The 24,418-nt window shown below is 58.0% G+C and carries 24 protein-coding genes; 13 read left to right on the plus strand and 11 right to left on the minus strand.

What is annotated here, in order from left to right:
• Positions 1 to 124 precede the first annotated feature (124 nt).
• From uraH to K3757_RS16895, 3 genes are all read left to right on the plus strand, one after another.
• Positions 125 to 484 carry a hydroxyisourate hydrolase gene (gene uraH, locus K3757_RS16885; RefSeq protein WP_259997312.1) on the plus strand — a complete coding sequence of 120 codons (360 nt, stop codon included), beginning with the start codon at positions 125 to 127 and terminating at the stop codon, positions 482 to 484.
• A gap of 86 nt (positions 485 to 570) precedes the next feature.
• On the plus strand, positions 571 to 1,572 hold the full coding sequence (gene deoC / locus K3757_RS16890) for a deoxyribose-phosphate aldolase (RefSeq protein WP_259997315.1): 1,002 nt from the start codon (positions 571 to 573) through the stop codon (positions 1,570 to 1,572).
• 17 nt (positions 1,573 to 1,589) lie between these two features.
• The gene (locus K3757_RS16895; protein ID WP_259997316.1) at positions 1,590 to 3,926 is read left to right on the plus strand and encodes an aldehyde dehydrogenase family protein; all 2,337 of its coding nucleotides are present in this window, start codon (positions 1,590 to 1,592) and stop codon (positions 3,924 to 3,926) included.
• Between the two features lie 52 nt (positions 3,927 to 3,978).
• On the opposite strand, the gene K3757_RS16900 is transcribed toward K3757_RS16895, so the two are convergent.
• From K3757_RS16900 to K3757_RS16925, 6 genes are all read right to left on the minus strand, one after another.
• Positions 3,979 to 5,289: a pitrilysin family protein gene (locus tag K3757_RS16900; RefSeq protein WP_259997318.1), complete on the minus strand. Its 1,311-nt coding sequence runs from the start codon at positions 5,287 to 5,289 to the stop codon at positions 3,979 to 3,981.
• Positions 5,286 to 6,626 (minus strand): pitrilysin family protein, encoded by a 1,341-nt coding sequence (locus K3757_RS16905; RefSeq protein WP_259997320.1) that lies wholly within the window; start codon positions 6,624 to 6,626, stop codon positions 5,286 to 5,288. The genes K3757_RS16900 and K3757_RS16905 overlap by 4 nt, the downstream gene beginning before the upstream one ends.
• Positions 6,627 to 6,730: 104 nt before the next feature.
• A complete protein-coding gene (locus K3757_RS16910; protein ID WP_259997322.1) occupies positions 6,731 to 7,234 on the minus strand; it encodes a DUF3035 domain-containing protein in 504 nt (167 codons plus the stop codon).
• A gap of 53 nt (positions 7,235 to 7,287) precedes the next feature.
• Positions 7,288 to 7,812 carry a signal peptidase II gene (lspA, locus tag K3757_RS16915; protein ID WP_259997324.1) on the minus strand — a complete coding sequence of 175 codons (525 nt, stop codon included), beginning with the start codon at positions 7,810 to 7,812 and terminating at the stop codon, positions 7,288 to 7,290.
• A 17-nt stretch (positions 7,813 to 7,829) separates the two neighbouring features.
• Positions 7,830 to 9,416 carry a bifunctional phosphoribosylaminoimidazolecarboxamide formyltransferase/IMP cyclohydrolase gene (gene purH, locus K3757_RS16920; protein ID WP_259997326.1) on the minus strand — a complete coding sequence of 529 codons (1,587 nt, stop codon included), beginning with the start codon at positions 9,414 to 9,416 and terminating at the stop codon, positions 7,830 to 7,832.
• Between the two features lie 16 nt (positions 9,417 to 9,432).
• Positions 9,433 to 11,187, minus strand: a complete 1,755-nt coding sequence (locus K3757_RS16925) for a heparinase II/III family protein (protein WP_259997328.1) — start codon at positions 11,185 to 11,187, stop codon at positions 9,433 to 9,435.
• A 261-nt stretch (positions 11,188 to 11,448) separates the two neighbouring features.
• On the opposite strand from K3757_RS16925, the gene K3757_RS16930 reads away from it, so the two are divergent.
• Positions 11,449 to 12,204 (plus strand): phosphate/phosphite/phosphonate ABC transporter substrate-binding protein, encoded by a 756-nt coding sequence (locus tag K3757_RS16930; protein ID WP_259997330.1) that lies wholly within the window; start codon positions 11,449 to 11,451, stop codon positions 12,202 to 12,204.
• Here the strand turns inward: K3757_RS16930 and K3757_RS16935 are convergent.
• The gene (locus K3757_RS16935; RefSeq protein ID WP_259997332.1) at positions 12,201 to 13,472 is read right to left on the minus strand and encodes an RsmB/NOP family class I SAM-dependent RNA methyltransferase; all 1,272 of its coding nucleotides are present in this window, start codon (positions 13,470 to 13,472) and stop codon (positions 12,201 to 12,203) included. The two genes, K3757_RS16930 and K3757_RS16935, sit on opposite strands and share 4 nt — an antisense overlap.
• A gap of 118 nt (positions 13,473 to 13,590) precedes the next feature.
• On the opposite strand from K3757_RS16935, the gene K3757_RS16940 reads away from it, so the two are divergent.
• A complete protein-coding gene (locus tag K3757_RS16940) occupies positions 13,591 to 13,791 on the plus strand; it encodes a DUF1674 domain-containing protein (protein ID WP_260001309.1) in 201 nt (66 codons plus the stop codon).
• A gap of 72 nt (positions 13,792 to 13,863) precedes the next feature.
• On the opposite strand, the gene K3757_RS16945 is transcribed toward K3757_RS16940, so the two are convergent.
• Positions 13,864 to 14,220, minus strand: a complete 357-nt coding sequence (locus K3757_RS16945) for a dihydrodipicolinate reductase (RefSeq protein ID WP_259997342.1) — start codon at positions 14,218 to 14,220, stop codon at positions 13,864 to 13,866.
• A 90-nt stretch (positions 14,221 to 14,310) separates the two neighbouring features.
• Positions 14,311 to 15,126 (minus strand): 4-hydroxy-tetrahydrodipicolinate reductase, encoded by an 816-nt coding sequence (gene dapB, locus K3757_RS16950; RefSeq protein WP_259997344.1) that lies wholly within the window; start codon positions 15,124 to 15,126, stop codon positions 14,311 to 14,313.
• Between the two features lie 87 nt (positions 15,127 to 15,213).
• On the opposite strand from dapB, the gene rbfA reads away from it, so the two are divergent.
• The 6 genes from rbfA (at position 15,214) to rpsO (ending at position 19,569) form a co-directional block, all read left to right on the plus strand.
• The gene (rbfA, locus tag K3757_RS16955; RefSeq protein ID WP_259997346.1) at positions 15,214 to 15,633 is read left to right on the plus strand and encodes a 30S ribosome-binding factor RbfA; all 420 of its coding nucleotides are present in this window, start codon (positions 15,214 to 15,216) and stop codon (positions 15,631 to 15,633) included.
• A 26-nt stretch (positions 15,634 to 15,659) separates the two neighbouring features.
• A complete protein-coding gene (locus K3757_RS16960) occupies positions 15,660 to 16,397 on the plus strand; it encodes a phosphodiester glycosidase family protein (protein WP_259997348.1) in 738 nt (245 codons plus the stop codon).
• A 117-nt stretch (positions 16,398 to 16,514) separates the two neighbouring features.
• On the plus strand, positions 16,515 to 17,426 hold the full coding sequence (truB, locus tag K3757_RS16965; protein WP_259997350.1) for a tRNA pseudouridine(55) synthase TruB: 912 nt from the start codon (positions 16,515 to 16,517) through the stop codon (positions 17,424 to 17,426).
• Entirely contained in the window at positions 17,423 to 17,938 is a 516-nt protein-coding gene (locus tag K3757_RS16970) for a DUF1643 domain-containing protein (protein WP_259997352.1), read from the plus strand. The genes truB and K3757_RS16970 overlap by 4 nt, the downstream gene beginning before the upstream one ends.
• A 113-nt stretch (positions 17,939 to 18,051) precedes the next feature.
• The gene (locus tag K3757_RS16975; RefSeq protein ID WP_259997353.1) at positions 18,052 to 19,134 is read left to right on the plus strand and encodes a calcium-binding protein; all 1,083 of its coding nucleotides are present in this window, start codon (positions 18,052 to 18,054) and stop codon (positions 19,132 to 19,134) included.
• 165 nt (positions 19,135 to 19,299) lie between these two features.
• Entirely contained in the window at positions 19,300 to 19,569 is a 270-nt protein-coding gene (gene rpsO / locus K3757_RS16980) for a 30S ribosomal protein S15 (protein ID WP_259997355.1), read from the plus strand.
• Between the two features lie 234 nt (positions 19,570 to 19,803).
• Here the strand turns inward: rpsO and K3757_RS16985 are convergent, their stop codons facing one another.
• On the minus strand, positions 19,804 to 21,006 hold the full coding sequence (locus K3757_RS16985; protein WP_259997366.1) for an aminopeptidase P family protein: 1,203 nt from the start codon (positions 21,004 to 21,006) through the stop codon (positions 19,804 to 19,806).
• A 287-nt stretch (positions 21,007 to 21,293) separates the two neighbouring features.
• On the minus strand, positions 21,294 to 22,685 hold the full coding sequence (locus tag K3757_RS16990; protein WP_259997368.1) for an amidase family protein: 1,392 nt from the start codon (positions 22,683 to 22,685) through the stop codon (positions 21,294 to 21,296).
• Positions 22,686 to 22,814: 129 nt separating this feature from the next.
• On the opposite strand from K3757_RS16990, the gene K3757_RS16995 reads away from it, so the two are divergent.
• Positions 22,815 to 23,930, plus strand: coding sequence for a serine/threonine protein kinase (locus K3757_RS16995; protein ID WP_259997370.1), 1,116 nt, complete (start codon positions 22,815 to 22,817; stop codon positions 23,928 to 23,930).
• Positions 23,931 to 23,980: 50 nt separating this feature from the next.
• The gene (locus K3757_RS17000; protein WP_259997372.1) at positions 23,981 to 24,394 is read left to right on the plus strand and encodes a hypothetical protein; all 414 of its coding nucleotides are present in this window, start codon (positions 23,981 to 23,983) and stop codon (positions 24,392 to 24,394) included.
• The last annotated feature ends 24 nt before the right edge of the window (positions 24,395 to 24,418 follow it).

The following is a 24,418-nucleotide window of genomic DNA, read 5'->3' on the forward strand; positions in this document are numbered from 1 at the left end:
TCCGTCATTTTGCCGAATCAGGGTGACGTTTGCCTCAAATCCCTTCACTTCTAGGGGGCGGTGTGGTGATTTTGACAATATTGACGCTGTGAAATTTATTCCCTGACTGAACCGGAGCATGCGCATGTCTAACGGCTACCTTACAACCCACGTTCTAGACACTGGCTTAGGGCGCCCTGCTGCAGGCTTGCAGATCACCCTCTACCGCATCGACGGAGAAAACCGCGTACGCTGTGCGCAACTGCGAACCAACGACGACGGGCGCACAGACACGCCTATTCTGCCAGAAGCGGAGTTCAGCACTGGCACCTATGAGCTGGTATTTGAGGCAGGCGCCTATCTGGATGATGTTGGCATGCCCCCCGAAACCCCGCGATTTCTTGATGTGATCCCTATTCGCTTCGGCATTTCCGATCCAGACGCGCATTACCACGTGCCGCTTTTGCTTTCGTCTTTCGGCTATTCTACGTATCGCGGCAGTTGACCCGCCCGCTCTCGTAGCGGCACGCCTTGCAAAGCGACCCGCGCGCGTGCGAACTTGTAAGGCATTCCTCGAAAAGGTGCCTGCCGATGTCGATAGATACTTATACCGCTACCTCTACTAACGCAGCCCAGCTGCCCCAAGTCACCGAACCGCGCAATGCGGGCATGCCGCTTGACCTTAACTGGGTGTTGGGCGCACAGGCGAATACCTCGGCGATTGAGCGGCGCGCGGCTTCTATCGCGGCCAGAAGATCTGTCAAAAAGGCGCATCAGGCCGCTTGGCTGCTTAAGGCTGTGACCTGCATTGACCTGACCACCCTATCCGGTGACGACACAGCGCGGCGCGTAGGGCGACTGTGCGCCAAAGCGCGGCAACCGGTTACGGCGTCAGTTCTGGACGCGCTTGGAATGCCCCCCGTAACGGTCGGCGCGGTCTGCGTGTACCACGAAATGATCGGCCCCGCCGTAGATGCGCTGCAAGGCTCCGGTATTCCTGTGGCGGCCGTATCGACCGGATTTCCAGCCGGCCTGTCCCCTTTGCCGCTGCGTATCGCCGAAATCGAACAGAGCGTTGCTGCAGGTGCTGCCGAGATCGACATCGTCATTTCGCGCCGTCACGTGCTGGAAGGCAACTGGCAGGCTCTTTATGACGAGATGCGTGCTTTTCGCGCGGCCTGCGGCGATGCGCATGTGAAAGCGATCCTTGCAACCGGAGAGCTGGGCAGCTTGCGGAATGTCGCTCGCGCGTCTCTTGTTTGCATGATGGCAGGCGCCGATTTCATCAAGACCTCCACAGGCAAGGAAAGCGTGAATGCCACGCTACCTGTGTCATTGGTAATGATCCGCGCCATCCGCGACTACTATGAGCGCACCGGCTACCGCGTTGGCTACAAGCCGGCGGGTGGTATTTCGAAAGCCAAAGACGCAATCACCTATCTAGCGTTGATCAAAGAGGAGCTTGGGGATCGCTGGCTTCAGCCCGATCTGTTCCGCTTTGGTGCATCGTCGCTGCTGAATGACATCGAGCGACAGCTGGAGCATCACGTGAGCGGCAACTATTCCGCGACCTACCGCCACCCCACCTCCTGACCCGAAGGGCGACTGACATGACTGTATCCGACGTATTCCAGACCATGGACTATGGCACCGCCCCTGAATCCGCCGCCGAAGCACTTGCGTGGATCGTGGATCAGGGTGGCCGCTTTGGTCAGTTTATCGATGGGGAAATGACCGCCCCCGGCGACGTATTCGAAAGCCGCAACCCAGCCACCGATGACGTTTTGGCCCATTTGACCCAAGGCACTCAAGCGGACGTAGACGCCGCAGTAAAAGCAGCCCGCCGTGCGCAGCCCAAGTGGGAAGCCGCAGGCGGCCCCGCGCGGGCCAAAGTTCTTTACGCGCTGGCACGGCTTTTGCAAAAACACAGCCGACTTTTCGCGGTGCTGGAAACACTCGATAACGGAAAACCGATCCGTGAAGCGCGGGATATCGATATCCCCCTCGCACAGCGGCACTTCTACTATCACGCAGGCATGGCTCAGCTGATGGAAAGCGAGCTTCCCGATGCCGAAGCGCTTGGCGTTTGTGGCCAAGTTATCCCTTGGAACTTTCCACTGCTGATGTTGGCCTGGAAAGTCGCACCTGCGCTGGCGATGGGTAACACTGTTGTTTTGAAGCCCGCCGAATACACCTCTCTTACCGCGCTGTTGTTTGCAGATATTTGTATGCAGGCCGGCGTTCCGAAGGGCGTTGTGAACATCGTCACTGGTAACGGCGCTGTGGGCGAGATGATCGTGAACGCGGATGTTGATAAGATTGCCTTCACCGGGTCAACTGCCGTTGGCCGCCGGATTCGGGAGGCAACCGCCGGATCAGGCAAGGCGCTGACGCTCGAACTGGGGGGTAAATCGCCCTATATCGTGTTCGACGATGCCGATCTGGATTCCGCTGTCGAAGGGCTTGTTGACGCGATCTGGTTCAATCAGGGCCAAGTCTGCTGCGCAGGCTCGCGTCTGCTGGTGCAAGAGCCGGTCGCAGATCTGTTCCATGCCAAGCTTCGCGCGCGCATGGACAAGCTGCGCATTGGCTCTCCGCTGGACAAAAGCGTGGACATCGGCGCGATCGTTGATCCGAAACAGCTGGAAACGATCAGCGGCATGGTTGCAGCCAATAGCGCTGGCACGACCCACGTAGCAGCCTGTGAAATCCCGACGCAAGGCAGCTTTTATCCACCGACGCTGATTACTGGCCTGCACCCTGCAGATACGCTCATGCAGGAAGAAATCTTTGGGCCGGTTCTGGTTTCGACGACCTTCCGCACGCCAGCAGAGGCAGTAAGCATTGCCAACAACACGCGCTATGGCCTTGCCGCCACCGTATGGAGCGAAAACATCAATCTGGCACTTGATATCGCGCCAAAGCTCGCGGCCGGTGTTGTCTGGATTAACGGCACAAATATGATGGACGCTGCGGCGGGCTTTGGCGGCGTACGCGAAAGCGGCTTTGGCCGCGAAGGCGGCTGGGAGGGCCTTGCTGCCTACACGCAATCAAAAGCCAAACGAAAACCAGTGAAGCAGGTTGAAGCGATGAGCGGTTCTGGCGCACCGCAGGACGGGATTGACCGCACCGCCAAGCTTTATATCGGTGGGAAACAGGCGCGTCCCGATAGCGGTTATTCCACGCCGGTCTGGGCCAAAGGCGGCGCGCTGCTGGGTCATGTCCCGCAGGCAAGCCGCAAGGACGTGCGCAACGCGGTAGAGGCTGCGCAGGCAGCAAAAGGGTGGGCCAAGACGACAGGCCACTTGCGTGCGCAAATCCTTTACTACATCGCAGAGAACCTCGCGGCGCGCGGTCCCGAATTTGCACAGCGGCTTGACGCTATGCAGGGCGGAAAATCCGGTTCGAAAGAGGTAGAAGCGGCGTTGCAGTCCCTGTTCACCTATGCCGCTTGGGCAGACAAATACGATGGCCAAGCACACGGTGTTCCGATCCGCGGGATTGCCCTTGCGATGAAGGAACCTGTCGGTGTGATCGGTGCCCTGTGCCCCGCACAATCGCCGCTGCTGGGATTGGTAGCGATCATGGCACCCGCCATCGCGATGGGTAACCGCGTGATCCTCAGCGCGTCGGATGCGTTTCCATTGGCTGCCACAGATTTCTATCAAATACTTGATACATCCGATGTCCCCGCAGGCGTGGTGAACATCCTGACCGGATCACATGCTGATGTGGCAGAAACAATGGCCCGTCACATGGATATCGATGCTGTCTGGAGCTTTGGAGATCCGGCCCTTGATCACGTGATCGAGCAAGGATCAGCAAGTAATCTCAAGCGGACGTGGGTTCAAAACGGGCTTGCGCAGGACTGGTACAAAACCGACGCCAAAGCGTTCCTTATGCACGCAACCGAGGTCAAGAACATCTGGGTTCCTTACGGAGAGTGAGCCGCAGCTTAGCCCGTCCTCTGCCCCCATAAAGGGGCAGAGGACGGTGGCATCATTCTTGCATCAAGCCTTCAGGCTTACCCACAACCACAAAATGCAATGCGTCAGGGTCCATCAGCTCTGATGCGACACGCTTTACGTCGTCCAGTGTCACGCGCTCAACACGTTCATTACGCGTGTTCACGTAGTCAGGCTCAAGCCCGATCGTTTGCATGCCGACAAGAATACCCGCAATGGTGCTGTTCCCGTCAAAGCGCAGCGGATAAGCACCGGTCAAAAAGGTCTTCGCGTCCCGAAGCTCCTCTTCTGTGACACCTTGTTCCGCTGCACGGCTCCATTCGTCGCGGATGACAGAAATTGCTTCGGCCACGCGGTTATTGGCAGAGCTGACAGAGCCCATGTAGGCATTGGCCAGATCACGCGAGTAGAGGTAGGAATAGACGCCATAGGTCAGGCCACGCTTTTCACGCACTTCCTGCATCAGGCGGCTTTCAAATGAACCGCCTCCAAGCACCTGATTGAGCAGCACGGCGGCGAAATAGTCATCATCATCCACGGCAATGCCCCGCTGCCCGAATAGGACAACTGATTGCGGCGTCTCGAATTCTACAACGGTGGTACCACCTTCAATGACCGGCTCGACATGCGGAGGCATGAGCGGACCATTCTGCGGCAAAGCTCCCAATACAGCGTCCAGCAAGTCACCTAGTTGCTCAGGTGTGATATCCCCCACTGCTCCGACCAACACACGGTCGCGCACAAGCACATTGCGATGCGCTTCTAGCAAGTCTTCGCGCGTCAGTGCTGCGACGCTTTCTGGCGTGCCGGATTCAACCGTGCCATAAGGGTGATTGCCGTAAGCCATCGACGCAAAGGTTTTGCTGGCGATCTTATTCGGATCTTTTGCTTCGAACGAAAGGCCTGACACCACCTGCGCGCGCACCCGCTCGATATCGGCCTGATCAAAGCGCGGCTTCTGGATCGCATCGCGCAGCAACGCGACAGAGGCATCGAAGTTTTCTGTCAGAAAACGAGCAGAAATAGAGAGTTCTTCCGATCCTGCGCTGAAACCGAAAGATGTTGCCAGCGTCTCTGTCGCGCGGGCAAATCCGCGTGCGTCCAGATCACCAGAGCCTTCCTCAAGCAATGCGGACATCAGGTTAACTGCACCACGCTTGCCCTGAACATCCAGCGAGGTGCCCCCCAGAAAGGCGATCTCAATCGCGACGAATGGCAAAGAGCGTTCCTCAACCAGCCACGCCTCGACCCCGCCAGGGGACGTGACTGTCTGAATATCGACTTCGGCGCGTGCAGGCATTGCAGCTGCGGCGCCCAGGAACAGGGCAGTAGCAAAACGGATCATTGAGTGTCTCCTTCATCGCGCATCAACCAGCCGGTGACAGAGGCTTCGCGGCGCAGAAGCTTTGCGGCTTCCATGATATCTTCAGCAGTTACACCGTCCAGAACAGCAGGCCATGCCTGCACGTCGGCGATTGTCAGACCAGAGGTCAGCGCGGATCCATAGCGGTTCGCGATACCATCAACGTTGTCCTGCGCATAGATCTCGGCAGCGCGGATTTGCAGCTTGATCCGGTCCAGCTGTTCAGGATCTACGCCTGCCTCTATGAAATCGGCAAGCGCCTTGTCCATCGCCGCCTCACCTTCCTCAAGGCTTACCCCGTCGGATGGCACAACAACCATTCGGAAAGTCGTGTCGTCCAATGACACGCCTGAATACCAAACCGCAGAATATGTGGCAGTCTGCGTATCGAACTGCAGTTTCTCGGCAAGATAGGAAGTTGTCCCCCCACCTAAGATTTCTGCCAGAATTGTCAACGCAGCCGCCGTCTCCTGTGCGCCGCTGTCACGCTCGGGCACCAGATAGCTACGAGAGATATAGGGCTGCGCCACACGCGCATCACGGAAAATCACGCGGCGCTCCGCGTTCTGGATAGGCTCTTCCGTGCGCAGGCGCTCTGGCAGGTCCGGGTTTGCCGGAATCGCGGCGTAATGTTTCTCGGCCAAGGCTCGCACATCGTCTGGTGTCACATCCCCTGAGACAACCAGAATGGCGTTATTCGGCGAATAGTAGAGTTCGTAAAAGCCAAGCGCATCGTCGAGGTCCAACTCCTCCATCTCATGCATCCAGCCGATGACGGGCGTGCCATAGCGGTGGTTCAGGTACTGGGCCGCGCTGACTTGTTCGCCAAACAGCGCTTGAGGGTTGTTCTCGGTGCGTTGGTTACGCTCTTCGATGATCACATTGCGCTCTGTCGCAATATTCTCTGGTGTCAGGCGGATGTTCTTCATCCGGTCTGCTTCCATCGTCATCATCAGCTCGAGACGATCCGCCGCGATGCGCTGGTAATACGCCGTGTAATCATAGCTGGTGAAGGCATTATCGCGGCCCCCGTTTGCAGCCACCGTGGCAGACAGCTCTCCGGCTTCAAGCTTGTCAGTCGCCTTGAACAATAGATGCTCAAGAAAATGCGCAACACCCGAAGAACCCTTGGGCTCATCCGCTGATCCTGCGCGGTACCACAGCATGTGCTGCACCACGGGCGCGCGGTGATCTTCGATGACAACAACCTGCATACCGTTATCAAGGACAAAGTCAGTGACTTTGCCGCTGCTCTCGGCCAGCGCGGCGGCGGGCAACAGTGCCGCAGAAAGAAAAAGGGATCGGGCGTATCGAAACATCAAGATAGTCCTTCTCAGTCAACCATGGGACGCACCACATAGGTACGCGGCCTGCGCGCATGTTCAAGCGGCACGACGGTTTATCACAGATATGTAATGAGGCGTCAGTCTGCTGGAGGCGCAGAGGGGGTCCGCGCACCTGCGCTCCGCCAGCGGCTCTGTTCGGCCTGGGCATTCAGCGCCTCGCCGCGGTAGGCCTGATTGTAGCGGTCGACCGGCACGATCCGGAACTGCGTCAGGCGAACTTTGCGACGGCGGAATTTTGCATCCGATTCAGCAAGGGTTTGGCGGATGTTTTGTGTAACACCAAGGCGGCTTGCATGTTGAACCAAGGCGCCATCGCTGGCAGGCACAGCCGCGTTTGGATCGCCCAGATTGCCGCCGAAGGCTTGTGCGCCTTCTGCCAGCGCAGACCGGTCCGCACGGTTTGCCCCGCCGGGTGTCGGTGTGGGCAGCTCAGTGAAGCTTGCTGGTGCCTGCAAGGATGCGACAGGCTGGATACCAAATTCATCAGGTCCTTTGGAACTACTGCGTAAATCACGCAAGCCGACGTTGGCACACCCCGCAACCAGCACGGGCAGTACGAACAACAAAGCAAATATACGCATCAAAGGCCTCCAGACCGCCATTGCCCTTCAATATCGCAGGCAGGGCAGCAATGTCACCCAGCTTTTTTACCCGTTCGCTTGCCCAGCTTGTTCTTGCTTCCGGACTTGGGGCCAGCGCTACTGTCATCTGTGAAAAAGATCAGGCCCAGCGCGCCAGCAAAAATGAAAATATCAGCAATGTTAAACACGAAGGGGTTATCGACACCGCAGCAAGACATGTTCAAGAAATCAAGGACATAGCCGTAAATCAAACGGTCCAGAACATTGGCCAGCGCACCGCCAACCAACAAACCTGCGCTAATGCGGGATAAATGCGAATGTGCATTTTGGCGCGCCCACATCACAACGGCGATACAAATCACCGCAGCAAGGATGATGAGAAACCAGCGGCTCGCCTCCGAGCCGCCCCCGAAGAGACCAAAATTGATCCCCCGGTTCTCTCCGTAGCGGAAGTTGATCAGGGGCGGCAGCACGTCAATGCTTCGGATGCGGGCAAGCTCCATCATGTGGATCACCACATATTTGCTGATCTGGTCGATCGCAAAAGCAGCAAAGCCTGCCCAGAAAATCATCCGCATCGAGATCGGGTCCTGTCTTAGTGCCGGAAGTGGCGCATGCCGGTGAACACCATCGCCAGACCCGCTTCGTCTGCGGCTGCTATGACTTCTTCGTCGCGCATGGAGCCGCCAGGCTGAATGAGTGCGGTAGCACCGGCCTCTGCCGCCGTGACCAAGCCGTCAGCAAACGGGAAGAACGCATCGGATGCCACAACGGAACCTTGGGTTAGCGGTGCGGGCAGGCCCATGGCCTCTGCCATGTCTTGCGCTTTGCGCGCCGCGATGCGCGTGCTGTCTACGCGGCTCATCTGGCCCGCGCCAACGCCGACGGTCGCGCCGTCTTTGACATAAATGATCGCATTGGATTTGACGTGCTTTGCCACGGTCCACGCAAACAGCATGTCCTGCATTTCCTGCTCTGTTGGCTGGCGTTTGGTTACCACTTTAAGGTCATCACGGCTGATCCTGCCCACATCGCGGTCCTGAACCAACCAGCCACCCGATACCTGACGTGGCGCAAGGCGCGCGGCGGTAGGGTCGGCAAGGCCACCTGTGGTCAACAGACGCAGATTCTTCTTGGCAGCGAAAATCTTGACGGCATCCTCGTCTGCATCAGGGGCGATCACCACCTCGGTAAAGATACCGGTGATGGCTTCGGCTGTTTCTGCATCCAGCGTCTGGTTCAGCGCAATGATACCGCCAAAAGCAGACGTGCGGTCACAGTCAAACGCACGGGCGTATGCTTCGGCCATTGTGCCACCAGTTGCTACACCACAAGGGTTCGCGTGTTTGATGATCGCCACAGCGGGGCCGTTTTCTGGCGCGAACTCTGAGACCAGCTCAAACGCGGCGTCGGTATCGTTGATGTTGTTATAGGACAGTTCTTTGCCCTGATGTTGCTTTGCTGTGGCCACGCCCGCGCGGCTGCTGCCATCCGTGTAAAACGCCGCTTGCTGGTGCGGGTTTTCACCATAGCGAAGAGTCTGGGTCAGCGTCCCGCCAAAGGTCCGACGACGCGGCGTGCCGCCAACAGCATCAGCCATCCATGTGCTCACGGCAGTGTCATAGGCCGCGGTACGGGCATAAGCCGTCTGGGCAAGGCGCTGACGCAGCGCATAGGTGGTCTGGCCATCATTCGCCTCAAGTTCGGCAACGTAAGTATCGTAGTCTTCGACATCCACGATCACGCTGACAAAACCGTGGTTCTTGGCGGCGGAACGGATCATCGCAGGCCCGCCAATATCGATGTTCTCGATGACTTCGGAATATTCCGCGCCTTTGGCGACGGTTTCTTCAAACGGGTAGAGGTTCACCACAACCAAATCTATTGCTCCAATCCCGTGTTCTTCCATCGAAGCAACATGACCGGCATCGTCACGCAGCGCCAGCAAACCGCCGTGCACCACGGGATGCAGTGTTTTAACGCGGCCATCCATCATTTCAGGAAAGCCCGTCACCTCGGACACGTCCAGCACCTCAAGTCCCGCCTGCCGAAGCGCTTTTGCCGTGCCTCCTGTTGACAGCAGTTCGACCCCGCGCGCCGCAAGGGCACGTCCAAAGTCAATCAGTCCGGTCTTGTCAGACACAGAGAGAAGGGCACGTTTTACGGGGTACAGATCGGCCATGGCAGGGCTCCTTTGGTCAGTCAGCGTCAAGATACGGGTCATCCCGTTCCAAATCACGCACGCCAATCGCAGTTTCCTGCGCTTTGGACAAGGACCAGCGGACCCGCGTTACAGGATTTATCGCACGTCCGGTCAAAACAATCTGCTGCGCTGCACGTGGTTTCAGACGGGTCGCCTCAAGATATGCGCCTGGCTCCAGCCTGATTTCTGCCGTGCCATCATGCCGGAAAACCCATATTTCACCGGACTTTAGCGCCATCGACACTGCCGCTCCGCCTAAATCAAGTGTCGCGTCGACTTCGGGATGCAGGTGAAAGCGGATCTCAAAACCGATGCCTTTGAGTTTTGTTCGGTCAACTGCGCGGTCAAACCGACGTTTTTCAGCCTCTTCGAGCGCCACCAACATGTCTTCACCTGCCACCGCGCGGCCATCACTGGTTAGTTCCAGCGTACGTGCATGGGTCAAACCGTGGGTGAGGGCATAGCCATCATGTCCACCTTCAAACTTCATGCCGTCGCTCACTGGTGTGATCTCAACTGGAACGCGGGTTGGTCCGTCAATCAGCGCTTCAACACCTGTGCGCCTGTCTGCGGTTTCCAGACGCGCGCTGGAATAGCCGCCCAAAACAAGGGTTGAGTGCGAAGGGGTTGCGCGCCCCGCCCGCCGCCAATCCAAACCGAATGACGCACCAGAGCCGCAATTCACAATCAACGGGCGGCGCCCCGAGGTTAGTTCAAAGGCGAGTGTTGATGCATGCGCGTTGGCCGACGCGGTACCGCCGGGCGGCGGACTGGCATCAATGATAATACTCGTCCGGCCCGCTGATAGGCGTGCGTAGCCCATCGACAGCCCCTCGGACTGCATGGTTCGTACGCCGGAAGCGGCCAGCGCGTGGTCCAGCCATCCTTCGGCGCCGCGGCCACCACCATGGAACCGCGCCAACCCACCATCTGCGTGACGCAAGGTGCGCAGGGTGGGAGCGATACGATCAATCGCCGCCAGATGCGGCTGCGGCGTGCCACGCCCAGCATCCGACAATGCAGCTGCGGCCCATGTGAGCAGGGTAAATACATCCAGCAATTCTTCGGGATTTCGGGTCGGCAGACCGCCCTGCGCATCAATCTGCGCATCGCATTCCCGCGCGAGCGCTTTGATCGCGGGATCGGCCAACGCCTCCAGCCCCTCCAACGATAGCCCCGCATAAATTAGCCCCGTAAGCGCCTCGAAACGCGCCAGTCCCGGCGCTGCGGCGTGCCACCGCTTGGACAAGAATCGCGTTTGCTGCATGAGCGATCGGTAGAACGCCTCACTGTCAGGGGCGGCTTCACCGCTGCCATGCAGTACAAAAAGCGCGTGGTTGATCCAGCGGATCAATCGTCGCCCCGTCAAATCCGGCGTCCACCCCGGACCGCGTCCGTTGCCGTAAAGCTCGATCCATTGCCATAGCCAGCGCTGCGCAGCACTGCGCGACGGGCTGTCACCGACAGCGGCCAAATCATCCAGCCACGCGAAACCATGCAGGGCCTGCGCAAATGCTGTGTCGGGGGCTTCGACCTCCCAGGGGGTCTGATCGGGCGCCGTGATCAGGCTGCCGGCAAACAGGAAATTGCCCGCTGCCAACTGCCGTCCCCGCGCAAACGAACCGATTGTGCGCGGCTCTGGCGAAGAGACAAAACCACGGGCTTGGCCTGATGCACGGGTCGCCAGACGGGCGTGCAACTGGTTCAAGACGCGCGTGCGATATGCGCTCAATCGGGGAAACTGGATCATGTGCTCTGCCTATACGCTCTTTGGGCGTTTGGCGAAGTCTAGCGCGCGCAACGGGTCAAGTCACCGCTTTTCCGGCAGGTGTACGCTCATTCGTCATCAATCTACATACAGCAGCGCCTTCTGGCAGCCGTGCATCGGTCGCAAAGCCTGACCTTTCCTTTTGAACTGAATACCCTAACCTGAGGCTGCGTAAGTTTTCCTCAGGGCATTAATGCATGAACCATCCAAACCGTTTTTCCCACGGAAACCAAAGGTGATCGTGTGATCGCTTCCTTAATGATGTACGCGCGGCCTGAACTTGACGTCGCACTTAGCGCCTATTGGCGTTGTATACGTGCGCGTCTGGCCGAACGGGGCATCGCCTCTCCCGAAACGCTATCACAGACAACGGCGGAGTTTGATGTCTGGGAAGACCCCGGGCTGGTGCTGAGCCAGACGTGCGGGATGCCGTACCGGACAAGGTTACACAGCTCCGTCCAGCTTGTCGGTACACCCGATTACGCCCTAGAGGGAATGCCAGCGGGGTATTACTGTTCAGCCATTGTCGTGCGTGCGGATGATCCGCGTGAAGACCTGCGCGCGTTTTCCAACGCGCGCATGGTGTTTAACATGGCACATTCGCAATCCGGTTTTGCTGCATTTTACACCCACGCAAAGGCTGCCGGTTTCTGGTTTGCCTCGCGTGTGCAAAGCGACGGGCACGTCAATTCGGCACGGATGATTGCCCAAGGCACTGCCGACATCGCTGCCATTGATGCGCAGACTTGGCGGCTGATCCAGCGCCATGAACCTTGGGCAAATAAGCTGCGGGTGCTGGAGTATACCACCCCGACACCCGGCCTGCCCTATATCACCGGACCGCAGCAGAATGCGACAGCAGTGTCAGAGGCTGTCAGAGAATCAATCAATGATCTTTCTGCAGAAGGTCGGAGCATGCTTGATCTGAACGGGTTGGTGACCATCCCGAAAAGCGCATACATGGCGATACCGAACCCGCCAATTGAAGCCCGGCTTTAGGCGGCTTTGCGCAGGCAAACGATATAAAATCCGTCCATCCCGCCCTGCTCGGCCCAGAAATCGGGCCGCAAGCGCAAACCACCTTCGGACGAAATCCACACTGGATCGATGCCCGGAAGGTCAAGCGCTGCGCGGTCCACGATCATGTCACCATGACGCTCCAGCGCCTCGTCGATTTGCACCTCACCTTCGTCAGGAAGCAGGCTACAGGTGCAGAAGACCATCCGCCCACCGGGCTTAACCAGAGACCAGGCGTGGTCCAACAGTTCTTCTTGCAATTCGATAAGTGCGCCGAAGTCCGATCCGTCTTTTGCATGGGGCAAATCAGGATGGCGACGAATTGTACCTGTCGCCGAACAGGGTGCATCAAGCAGAATCGCATCGAACTCCCCCTGAAACTGACGGGCATCCTTGATAAAGGTGCGTGCGGTCAGACCGGTGCGGGCAAGGTTCTCTTTTACGCGCTGCATGCGCGAATGGTTGTCATCCACCGCGCGCACTTCTGCACCTGTGGTTGCAAGCTGCATCGTTTTACCGCCGGGCGCGGCACAGAGATCGGCAACCACTTCGCCGGGTTGCGCGTTCAGGATAAGCGCAGGCAAGGCAGCTGCGGCATCTTGCACCCACCAATCACCCTCTGCAAAGCCCTCCATCGCGGAAACCTGCCCGCCACCATAAAGACGCACAGAACCTGTCGGCATAAGCGTGCCATCCAGACGGGCAGCCAGCTCAGCGGGATCACCTTTGGCGGTGAGATCAAGAGGCGCACCCTTGAAGTGCGCAGTTTCGATCGCCGCAATGGCATCTGCGCCCCAAGCTTCGACCAGCGGGCCGCGCAACCACTTGGGCAAACGCGGGGCGCGGCGTGCGCTCCATGCGTCTGGGCCTTCTGCGGCAACCTTGCGCAAGACAGCATTTGTCAGGCCCTTGAGGTGGCTCAGGTGGCGGTCACCCGCGACCACGGACACCATTGCGTTTACAACGCCATGCGCCGCGCCGCCTGTGCACAGCTCGACCGTACCGATGCGCAGGGCATTGCGCACTGTCAGCGGTGGGTATTTATTCAGATGCTTCTGTAGGATGCGGTCCGCACGCTCCAAACCGCGGAGCGTGTCCTGGGCAAGGCGCTGCGCCCGCGCACGGTCATCCGCTGGCAGCCTGTCCAATACCCCTGCACCAAGAAGCTCGGACATGAGTTTGCCCTCGCCCAAAATCTGGTCGAGAAGGAAAACGGCGGATTTCCGCGCCGATACGCCGGTGTCTGACATGATATGCTCTTTCTCTTCGCGGTCTGGCGGTTGTCTGGGGCAAGGCGTGCCGTATATCAAGAGAGAGTTGAGAAAGGAACGTCCGATGGTAAAAGCACCGACGCCGAAAGAACCACCCATTCCCGATGCCCCGGTTCCCCCCACACCGGAGCCTGAGCCCGATCTGCCACCTGCTGCCCAGCGCGCACTGGCCGAAGCAGAAGCGCGCCGAGCCGCTGCAAGAGAGTTGGAATTACCGCCCGAGTTGGGTGGCCGTAATGGTCCCGAACCTGTTCGCTACGGTGATTGGGAAAAGAAAGGGATCGCGGTCGATTTTTGACTGCGACCCTTTGTTGTCCCCAGAGCTTCTAGTGAAGCTCCGGGGATGCCGTTTCGGCATATTCCAGTATGATCAGCGCAAAGAGAATTCAGCGCTGTCTCCAGCGCCTTGATCCGAAGTAAATCTGATACGGTCAGACGAGGCGTTCACCTGCTGGCAATTATATCCCAGATCGTCGCCGCCCCATTCAATAGTGCGGCAGAAATAGCCGTTTTTCCATGTCCAACTGCCAGTTACAGGCCAAGCTGCGCCTTTTCCTGATATCACCCCGTTCGCACCAACGGTTAGCCGAACCAGCGGGCGGGTAAGGGTTTTACCGCTTACCAGTCGTTTGAATTCAGCTGCGCTCTCTACTTTCGAAAGCTCCGCAGCGGCCGGTGTCGCGCATGCCAGTACGGCAGCCACAACCGTAATAATTGTTCGTTGCATAGGTCTCTCCTCCGAGGTCCTTTGCAACAGATACGTAAGAGAAACCGAATTGGTTTCATTTTACTGACAAATGATTTCCGCCCGGACGGCTTAGTCATTCAATCCAAGCACATCCAGCATGTCATATTCGCCCGGCGCGCGGCCCCGACCCCAGACAGCCGCCTTAAGCGCCCCGCGCGCAAACAATGCCCGATCAGATGCGATGTGCCGCAGGATGATCCGCTCTCCTGCGCCGGCAAACATGACGTCATGCTCACCAACGATGTCACCGCCGCGAATCGCGGAAAAACCGATATCACCACGCTTGCGGGCACCAGTGATACCGTCTCTGCCCGAATCGCTGACATCCGTCAGCTTCACGCCGCGGCCTTCCGCCGCCGCTTCGCCAAGCATCAGCGCAGTACCAGAAGGCGCATCGACCTTCTGGTTGTGGTGTGATTCGATAATTTCGATGTCAAAGTCTTCATCCAGCGCGGCCGCAACTTTGCGGGTCAGCAGGGTCAGCAGATTCACGCCAAGGCTCATGTTGCCTGCGCGCACGATAACGGCGCCCTTTGCAGGTTCGGCAAGCTGCGCAATTTCCTCAGCGCTCATGCCTGTCGTACCTATGACGTGGACAACACCTGCTTTTGCAACCGATTTAGCAAACGCCAGAGTGGCCTGTGGGGCAGTAAAATCAATCACGGCGTCCGCGCCAGCGATGGCAGCGTCTGCGTCATCAGTCACCATCACCCCATTCGACGCGCCGCCCATAGCCTCGCCCAGATCCTTCCCGATCCAGTCATGACCCGGGCGCTCGACCGCGCCAAACAGGTGGGTGTCTGCTCGCATTGCGACCTCGCGCACCAGCATTTGCCCCATTCGCCCCGAGACGCCTGTAATGGTGATACCTGTTGTCTGTGCCATGCCTTGGTCCCCTTTGATCCGATGCTGAGCGGTTTAGCGCGCGCGCATCCGCTTGGCAAAGAAGTTCAGACCTCGTAGAGGGAGGGTATGGCAAAGAACAAATCTTATGAGGGCGCAGGCCCCACCCAGCGACAACTGCGCGTCGGCGAAACGATTCGCCGCGCACTCAGTGATGTTCTGGCGCGTGGCGATGTGCATGACCCCGATCTCAACCGCATGTCCATCACCGTAGGCGAAGTGCGTACCTCCAATGACCTTAAGGTAGCGACAGCTTATGTGCTGCCTTTGGGCGGCATCGGGCAAGAGGACGTGCTCAAGCTTCTGGGCCGCAACAAGCATGAGTTGCGCAAACTGGTGGCAAAAAAGCTGACGCTCAAATTCTCGCCGGAACTACGTTTCCAGTTGGACCGCACATTTGACCAGATGGACGAGACGCGCAGAATGCTGGCCCAAGATGTTGTGCGCCGCGACGCAGACGCACCCGACGACGGGACACTGGAAGAGTGATCTTTCGCGCGGCTCTGGCGGTAGGAATGTTTGCGCTGGCACAGCCTGCGCTGGCCGCTGACTGCCGCGAAGAAACGTACAAAGGCACCGAATACGCAATTTGCGAAGTCGACCTGAACCGCGACATGCTCAGGCTGTTCTTGTACGAGCCTGAAAGCAAACGGCCCTTCGGATACTTCGGCACCTTGAACGCCGCGCTTGAAGCACAGGGATTTACGCTTGGGTTTGCGACAAATGCCGGCATGTATCACGACGACCGCGCGCCCGTTGGTTTGTATATTGAAGACGGCGAAACATATCAGGGCATTGTCAGCAACGCAGGCCCCGGCAACTTCGGACTTCTGCCCAACGGAATATTGTGCCTGCGCAACCGCCGCGCCGACGTGATAGAGACGTTGCGCTATGTCGAAGAAGCGCCCGAATGTGTCAGCGCTACGCAATCAGGCCCGATGCTGGTGATTGATGGCGCCTTGCACCCGCGTTTTTTGCGCGACTCGACCTCCCGTTTTGTCCGGAACGGTGTTGGAACCAGTGACGACGGAAAGCGCGCCGTTTTTGTAATTTCCAATTCACCCGTGACGTTCCACGCTTTCGGAAGCTTCTTCAAGGATCATCTGGAGCTGCGGAATGCGCTCTATTTCGATGGTAATGTCTCGCGGTTGCGGGCGCCAGACTTGGGGCGCAATGACATCGGCTTTGGCGCGCTTGGTCCGATTATCGGTGTGGTCGAAGGGCAAAGCCTGCCCGCGCAGGATACCGAATAAGCCCCGCCTCTGATCGGCGTATCGCCTGTTTTAGACAGCATCGGACGAGGCGACACCGTTGCACCTGCGCCCGCAATCTGCAAAAGGGCGCGCAACAACATTTATCGAGGACAGCACATGGCACGCAAACGCAAAGGGCGCGATATCTCCGGCTGGGTTGTGATCGACAAACCCGCTGGCCCCACGTCAACGGCGGTCGTAAACAAAGTCCGGTGGGCATTTGACGCGCGCAAGGCAGGCCACGCCGGTACATTGGACCCTGATGCAACGGGCGTCTTGGCCATCGCATTGGGCGAAGCGACAAAGACAGTGCCCTACATCACAGATGCCATGAAGGCGTATGTGTTCACTGTGCGTCTGGGTATTTCAACCAATACAGATGACGCAGAAGGTGAGGTCATCGCCACGTCCGACCTGCGGCCGGATGATGCCACGATCAAAGAGGCATTGCACCGCTTTGTCGGCGATATCGAACAGGTTCCACCACAGTTCTCTGCTGTGAAAATCGACGGGCAGCGCGCCTATAAGCGGGCGCGCGAAGGCGAAACTATGGAAATCGCGGCCCGCCCGCTATTTGTGGAAAGCCTGATCATGCTGGACCGGCCCGATGCCGATCACGTCACGCTTGAAATGGTGTGTGGCAAGGGTGGCTATGTCCGCTCGATCGCGCGGGACCTTGGTGATGTTCTGGGCTGTAAAGGACACGTCAGAGAGCTGCGCCGCACATGGTCCGGCCCATTTGATGTCGACAACGCCGTAACGCTGGCGCAGATTGAAGAACTTGCCAAAACACCCGACCTCGACGCCTTCCTTGGACCACTTGAGATGGGACTACAGGAGTTGCCGGAGGTTACGGCAAGCAGCGAAGGGGCTATCAAGCTGCGCAACGGCAACCCCGGCATGGTCTTCGCGAAAGATGTGGAATACGGTGATGAATGCTGGGCTTCTCACGAGGGGCATGCCGTGGCCGTAGGCACCTTCAAATCAGGAGAACTGCATCCTTCGCGTGTATTTAACACCGGCGAATGATTACCCGCAGCCATATCAAAGGGGATGCACCGTCAACGGCGGTGTATTCCGACTGCGAACGCTACCGCTACAGCCTGACGCGGATTTGGGATGTAGCAGGCCCGCGCGTGACCTTCATCATGCTTAACCCCTCCACCGCGACAGAGGTGCAGAACGATCCAACCATTCATCGTTGCGAACAGCGCGCCCGGATTTTGGGATTTGGCGGATTTTGTGCAGTTAACATTTTTGCGCTGCGCGCCACTGATCCACGTGACATGCGCGCGGCAGCAGATCCGGAGGGACCGGACAATGCACGTGCGCTGGATGAAGCCGCCAAGTGGGCGGATACAGTCATTGCCGCATGGGGCGTGCACGCCGAGCACCGCAATCAGGGTCCAGTCGTGGCGCAGCGCCTACGCACGCAGGGAAACACGTTGCATCATCTTGGCCTGACAAAGGCCGGTCACCCTCGCCACCCGCTATACCTTCCCTACAGTGCCACACCTCAGGTTTGGACAAGCAACGATTGATGATACGCGACGACACGCGACATTAACCTTTTTTCTCGTACTCTTTTGACGACTCACACCGAACCTGTGCTTATTGCAACGGGGCGGTCCCATCTATTTATGGAATTATCAGTATGCTTTGGTTAGCTGGATTAATGGGCGTTATGGCAGTTGGCGCAGTTGCCTTCGTTGATCCGTATGCCATGGCTGATGACGGGGACGACCAACCGGAACCCTCCGCCAATCCTCCCTCCAACGATGCGTTATCGGCCAGCGACACTGTCAGTTCGGATGAAGCAATCACTCCTGAGGACCCGTTTGAGCCAGCTTACGATCCGCGTGGCGGAGATGACGGCGCTATTTTGCCACCCCTCGTTCTGTCAGCAGAACACCAGGTAACGCTCACCGACGGGACGGACAGCGACGACCGGCTTGAAGGCACAGACGGCGACGACCGGATGCGCGGCTTGGAAGGCGCCGATGAACTCAACGGCGGAGTTGGCAACGATGAGCTGCGCGGCGAAGCAGGCGACGATACGCTACGCGGGAACGAGGGATCGGATACCTTGCACGGGAACGATGGCAGCGATGATATGTACGGCGGCAGCGATGATGACGCCCTATTCGGACATAACGCCAGAGATACGCTCGTTGGCGCAGCTGGTAATGACGCGCTGCAAGGGTCGGCTGATAATGACCTCCTTCATGGCAACGAAGGGGATGACACCCTACAAGGCGGGCTGGACGATGATACGCTGATCGGCGGCGCAGGTGCGGATGTCATGTTTGGCGGCTGGGGCAATGACATGCTCAGCGGAATTATGGACGATGCTATAGCTCATGATGACGCCACCAGTGATTTTCTGAATGGCGGCGGTGGAGATGACAGTATCCTTGCCGGAGCCGGAGATATCATCACCAGCGGTGAGGGCGCTGATGAGATCGTGCTGGGCAGCTGGATAGCCGACGGTGAAGCGGCCCATATCATGGACTATGCCGTCGAGGACGACAGCATTGTGCTGGTTTGGGATGATAGTGCCGCAGATAGTGTTGAGCCGCGGGTAACCCTATCAGCCGATCCCGATGCATCTGATCAGACCCTTGTGTTGATGGACGGGTCAGTCATTGCAACCGTCAATGGCACGGACCTAATGCCAGGCGATATCGCTCTGATCCCTCTCAGCACGGCCACTCAGGTGGGCCTAGCCGCAGGTTAATCAAACCGCTTTCGATGATATAGGCGCAATAAGCCTTTGCCAATTTCTGAAAACACGCCTATACGCCCCCATCGCAGGCAAGTTCCTGCGATTCCTCCATGGGCCTGAGCTGGACGACATCCCGGCCTGCGCCATCCCTTTTAACCTTTTGACAAGGAGACCCCGATGTCGATTACGAAAGAAGAAAAAGCCCGCATCATGAGCGAATTCGGCGCCAAAGAAGGCGATACCGGTTCCCCAGAAGTGCAGGTTGCTGTTCTCAGCTCACGCATCGCAACGCTGACCGAGCACTTCAAAACGCATAAAAAAGACAACCACGGCCGCCGTGGCTTGCTGAAAATGGTCGCAACGCGCCGTAAGCTTCTGGACTATGTTAAGTCCAAAGACGATGCACGTTACCAAGACCTGATCAAACGTCTGGGCCTGCGCCGCTAAGCGACGCCTCGACAATCAGACCCGATTAAACCGCGCCTCTTTACAGAGCGCGGTTTTTTCATGTCTGGGGGACACCACTACGAAGATTCTTCACCGAAATTCGTCAAACCACAGGCAACTCCGCAAATCATGTTGGTCTGCTATGCGAACCAACTTCGCTATCGGTGATTGGATGGTCAGTGTCCGCTTTCAAAACCGCGGGAGAAAGCGCCGCCCCCTCCCGCGTCCTTATCTTCAGGAAATTACGTTGAAATCCGGCCCGTAAGGATAACCCGTGATGTTATTGCTTCCATCTTCGGTGATGACCAGAATGTCATGTTCGCGGTAGCCGCCCGCGCCTGCCTTGCCCTCAGGCACGGTCAACATCGGCTCCATCGAAATGACCATGCCTGCTTCCAGTACCGTATCAATGTCTTCGCGCAGCTCCAAACCTGCTTCGCGTCCGTAATAGTGCGATAGGATACCGAACGAATGCCCATACCCAAATGTGCGGTATTGCAGCAGATCGCGCTCCGCAAAGAAGGCGTTGATCTGCTCGGTTACAGCCGCGCAGCTGACGCCGGGCCTCAATAGGCTCATGCCCAATTCATGGGCTGCGACATTCGCCTCCCATAACTTCAAGCTATCGGCGTCAACGGTTTCGACAAACATCGTGCGCTCCAGCGCGGTGTAATATCCGCTAATCATCGGGAAGGTGTTCAGGCTTAGGATGTCGCCGGATTGTAGGGTCCGCGATGTGACGGGGTTGTGAGCGCCATCCGTATTGATGCCGGACTGAAACCAAACCCACGTGTCGCGATATTCAGCGTCGGGGAAGCGGTTTGCGATTTCCCGCTCCATTGCGTAACGTCCAGCCATGGCCACGTCAATCTCACGGATGCCTGCCTTGACTGCTTCTCTCACGGCATATCCGCCGACATCGGCCACTTGGGCGCAAGCTCGGATGAGATCAATTTCGGCGTCTGATTTATGCATCCGTTGCCGCATCGTGATAGGGGCAACATCGGTTGTCGTTTTCGGAGACAGGAAGGTATCTAGCAATGATTTTTGTGCAAGCGTCAGGTGATCTGCTTCGAATCCGATCGCCTGCCCCGTTCCGGTCACCGACAAAATGGCACGCCAATAGTTGTTTCGCTGCCAATCCGTGTAGGTGATATTGTCCCCATGGCTGCGCCGCCACGGCTGTGCGGCGTCAATGCCTGCACTGATTGTCACCGCATCCGTGGGAGTGACCACCAACGCGTAGGGACGGCCGAATGCACAATACAGAAAACCCGAATAATATGCGATGTTGTGCATCGAGGTGAATACGCAAACATCGATGCCGTTTTCCGCCATATCTGAACGAAGCTTTGTCAGACGGCTTTCATATTCTTGAGATTCAAAGGGAAGCGTTTTCTCCCCCTGATGGAAACGATAAAATTCTGGACGTTCCATAGCATGGCTCCTTCATCGGCTTACCGAAATGCACACGAAGGAGCCGGTCTCCCTCGACCGCATTAGCGGCAAAGAAAAGTCCCGGCGTTCAGGATGGTGAGACAGGGTTTGCACTCGCATGCTGGCGACGCCATCGCCCACCCTAAAATCTACATGGATGAAGCGCTGCCTATATGGCAAGGAAAAACTGGTACAGCGGTCCGATGCGCTGCAAAAATTTTGCCAAGTGGGCTCTGCGCGGACAGGCAACGTTTACTGACATCGCCAATTTTCAGGCCCCCAATAAACTACGGCGTCACCACTTTAATTGCCTCACCGCGGGCCTCAATTGCCTCTGCGGCGTCCAGCAGAATATCTTCACGATAGCGGCCCGAGATTAGTTGTGCGCCCATCGGCACACGCCCAGCATCACTGTCAGCAAAACCTGTAAATGCAGACATCCCCGGCAACCCCATCAACGGCAGCCCCACCTGTGTCAGCTGTGCTTCCATCACGCGGGGGAAATCCTCGAGGTCAAGTAGATCGGGGAACGGAGGTTCAGCCGATACCGGACAGATCAACACTGGATATTGCGACAGGAACGCCTGCCAGTCGCGCAGGAAACCAACCCGTGCCTGCATCGCGTCCAGCACTTCATTCAGGTCCGGTACTGGCGTCAGCTTGTGCATCTCGGCCAAGACGTGGTTGGCATCGGCATCACCCTCTTGAGCGAATGCCGCTTGCGCACCGCGGGCCATTTCTGCCAGCCAAAGCTGCGCCTGACGGCGGGCCGGTTCACGGAACGGGGGGCTAGCCACTTCGTCTACCTGCCAGCCAGCATCGACAAGCCGCGATGCCGCGTCACGCAGCGCCTTTTCCACAAGCGGGTGCGTCTGCAATCCTTCGGGGGAGACGCACAAGGCCGCACGGCGTGGGTAATCTGGCCCATCGATCGGCACAGGCATGTGCCAAGGATCGCGCAGGTCAGGCTGCGCCATTGCCGTGAGCGATACACGAACGTCGCGAACCGAGCGGGCATGAGGGCCGGAGACGGCCATTAACTGCGCACCGATATGACGATCCGGGCTGGATGGATTCCATGCGGCAACACGGCCAAGCGTCGGGCGGATTCCCTGTAACCCGCAGGCATAAGCTGGATAACGGATCGAACCGCCAATATCTGTACCGTGTCCCATCGCACCAATACCTGCCGCAGTCGCCGAAGCCGCCCCGCCGGACGACCCACCCGGCGTGATGCGTGGGTTATGTGGGTTTTTCGTGTGGCCGTGCAGCGAGTTTCTGGTGAACCAGCGCAGCGAGAAAGCAGGTGTATTCGTCCGCCCGACGATAATCACCCCTGCTCTGCGCAAGTTTGCGACGACGGGGTTATCGTCTTGAGCGACCAGTTCTTTCTGAATGCGCAAACCGTTAGTAGTCGCAAAACCGGCCTGATCGACATTCTCTTTGGTCGTCACGGGCACGCCAGCCATTGGGCCCAACGAAGCACCACTGGCCCGCGCTGCATCCACAGCATCCGCAGCAGACAAGGCTGCATGATCGTCACGCGCGACGACCGCATTGATCGCCGGATTTACAGCATCCATCCTTGCCAGCGTCGCTTCGGTTACTTCGCGCGCCGTCACCTCGCCCTGCGCAATCGCTGCCGTTATCGCAACACCGTCTAATTCCCAAAGCGCCATCAGCTTTCCCCCTATTTGAAATCAGGTTGGCACGAAGCAAACTCTCCGGCAATGGCGCCGTCACTCTCGCTTGCGTAGCGGCAACTTTGCTCTTACCCATTTGATCATATAATTCGCAGGGAGCGCATCATGCCGAGAACGGTCGTCAACAGCTGGAACGAGTGGGATCCCCTCAAGCATGTAATCGTTGGCCGCGCCGACGATTGCCATATTCCGCCCGAAGAACCCGCGCTGGACGCCAAAGTACCCGAAGACAGCGACATGCGCGGTCAGTGGGGCCGTCGCCCGCAGGAAACCATCGACCGTGCAAATGAATTGCTCGATAATTTCGCGACCATGCTGGAAAAGCGCGGGGTCCGTGTGGATAGACCCACCAGCATCGACCACTCTTTGCCCGCCACCACACCTGATTTCCATACCGAAAGCCAGTTTGGCTGCATGCCGCCGCGCGACGTATTGCTGACGGTCGGCTCCGAGATGCTGGAAGCAACGATGAGCTACCGCTGCCGCTGGTTCGAATATCTGAACTATCGTCCGCTCATGCAGCAGTATTTTGACGAAGACCCTAACTTCCGGCACGAAAGCGCACCCAAGCCGCGCTTGACCGATGCGGACTATCACCCGGACTACCTTTCAGAAAAAATTGGCGATGCGAAGCGCCTTGAATGGGCGGCGAAGAAGTTCTTTGTCACCACCGAAGAAGAGCCGCTGTTCGATGCCGCCGATGTGCTGCGCTTTGGCCGCGATCTGGTGGTGCAGCACGGGTTCACAACTAATCTCAAAGGGATCGAGTGGTTGCGCCGCCACTTCCCCGATCACCGCGTCCATACCGTAAACTTCCCCGGTGATCCCTACCCGATCCACATCGACGCGACCTTCACACCACTGCGTCCGGGCCTGATCTTAAACAATCCGCACCGCCGCCTACCCGAAGACCAGCGTAAAATGTACAATGACAATGGCTGGGAGATTGTGGACGCCGCAACGCCCGCCCACAACACACCCCCGCCGCTATGCTATTCCTCCACTTGGCTCAGCATGAACGTGCTGGTGCTGGACCCGAAAACCGTCTGTGTCGAGAAATCAGAGGTTTATCAGGCCGAGCAGATGGACAAACTTGGCATGGAAGTTGTCGAAGTCGAGCTGCGCGATGCCTACGCGTTCGGCGGCGGATTGCACTGCTGCACGGCGGATGTTTATCGCGAGGGCAAATGCGAGGATTACTTCCCGAGCTTAAGCAAGTAAGCAGACACAAAGCCAGTTATGGCATGAACGCTATCCCAAAGGACCATGCCATGACCGACACACCAGACGTCGCCCAACTTCTCGCCAATGCTCGGGCCGTTGCTGACAATCCCGACGCGGAAATCGCCGAGATCGAAGCGATGGTGATTGAGACCGTCTCTGCCTTCGAGGCCCGCCTCCAACACCACTTCGCCCGCGGCCCATTCTTTGTGAAGCTGCGCAACAAGCTCGCGGCGGAAGGCCACACTGCCTTGGCGCAAACCGTCTACCACTACTATCTCGCGGCCAACGTACTGAAACACGGCGGCGGCAAGAGCCTGCGGGAATTGGAAAAGATCGAGCCTGCGCCGTTCACGTTGCAGGACGAAGAGGGCAAGGCGCTGGTTGATGTGACGGCGGATGGGTTCTTGAGTGGGTTGATTGATGCGTTAGGCAAATCTAGCAACGCCTTAGCTGCAAAATAGCTGCAACCGCAGCGAACGGCAGCA

It is taken from the genome of Sulfitobacter sp. S223 (genome assembly GCF_025143825.1).
GTDB lineage: Bacteria > Pseudomonadota > Alphaproteobacteria > Rhodobacterales > Rhodobacteraceae > Sulfitobacter.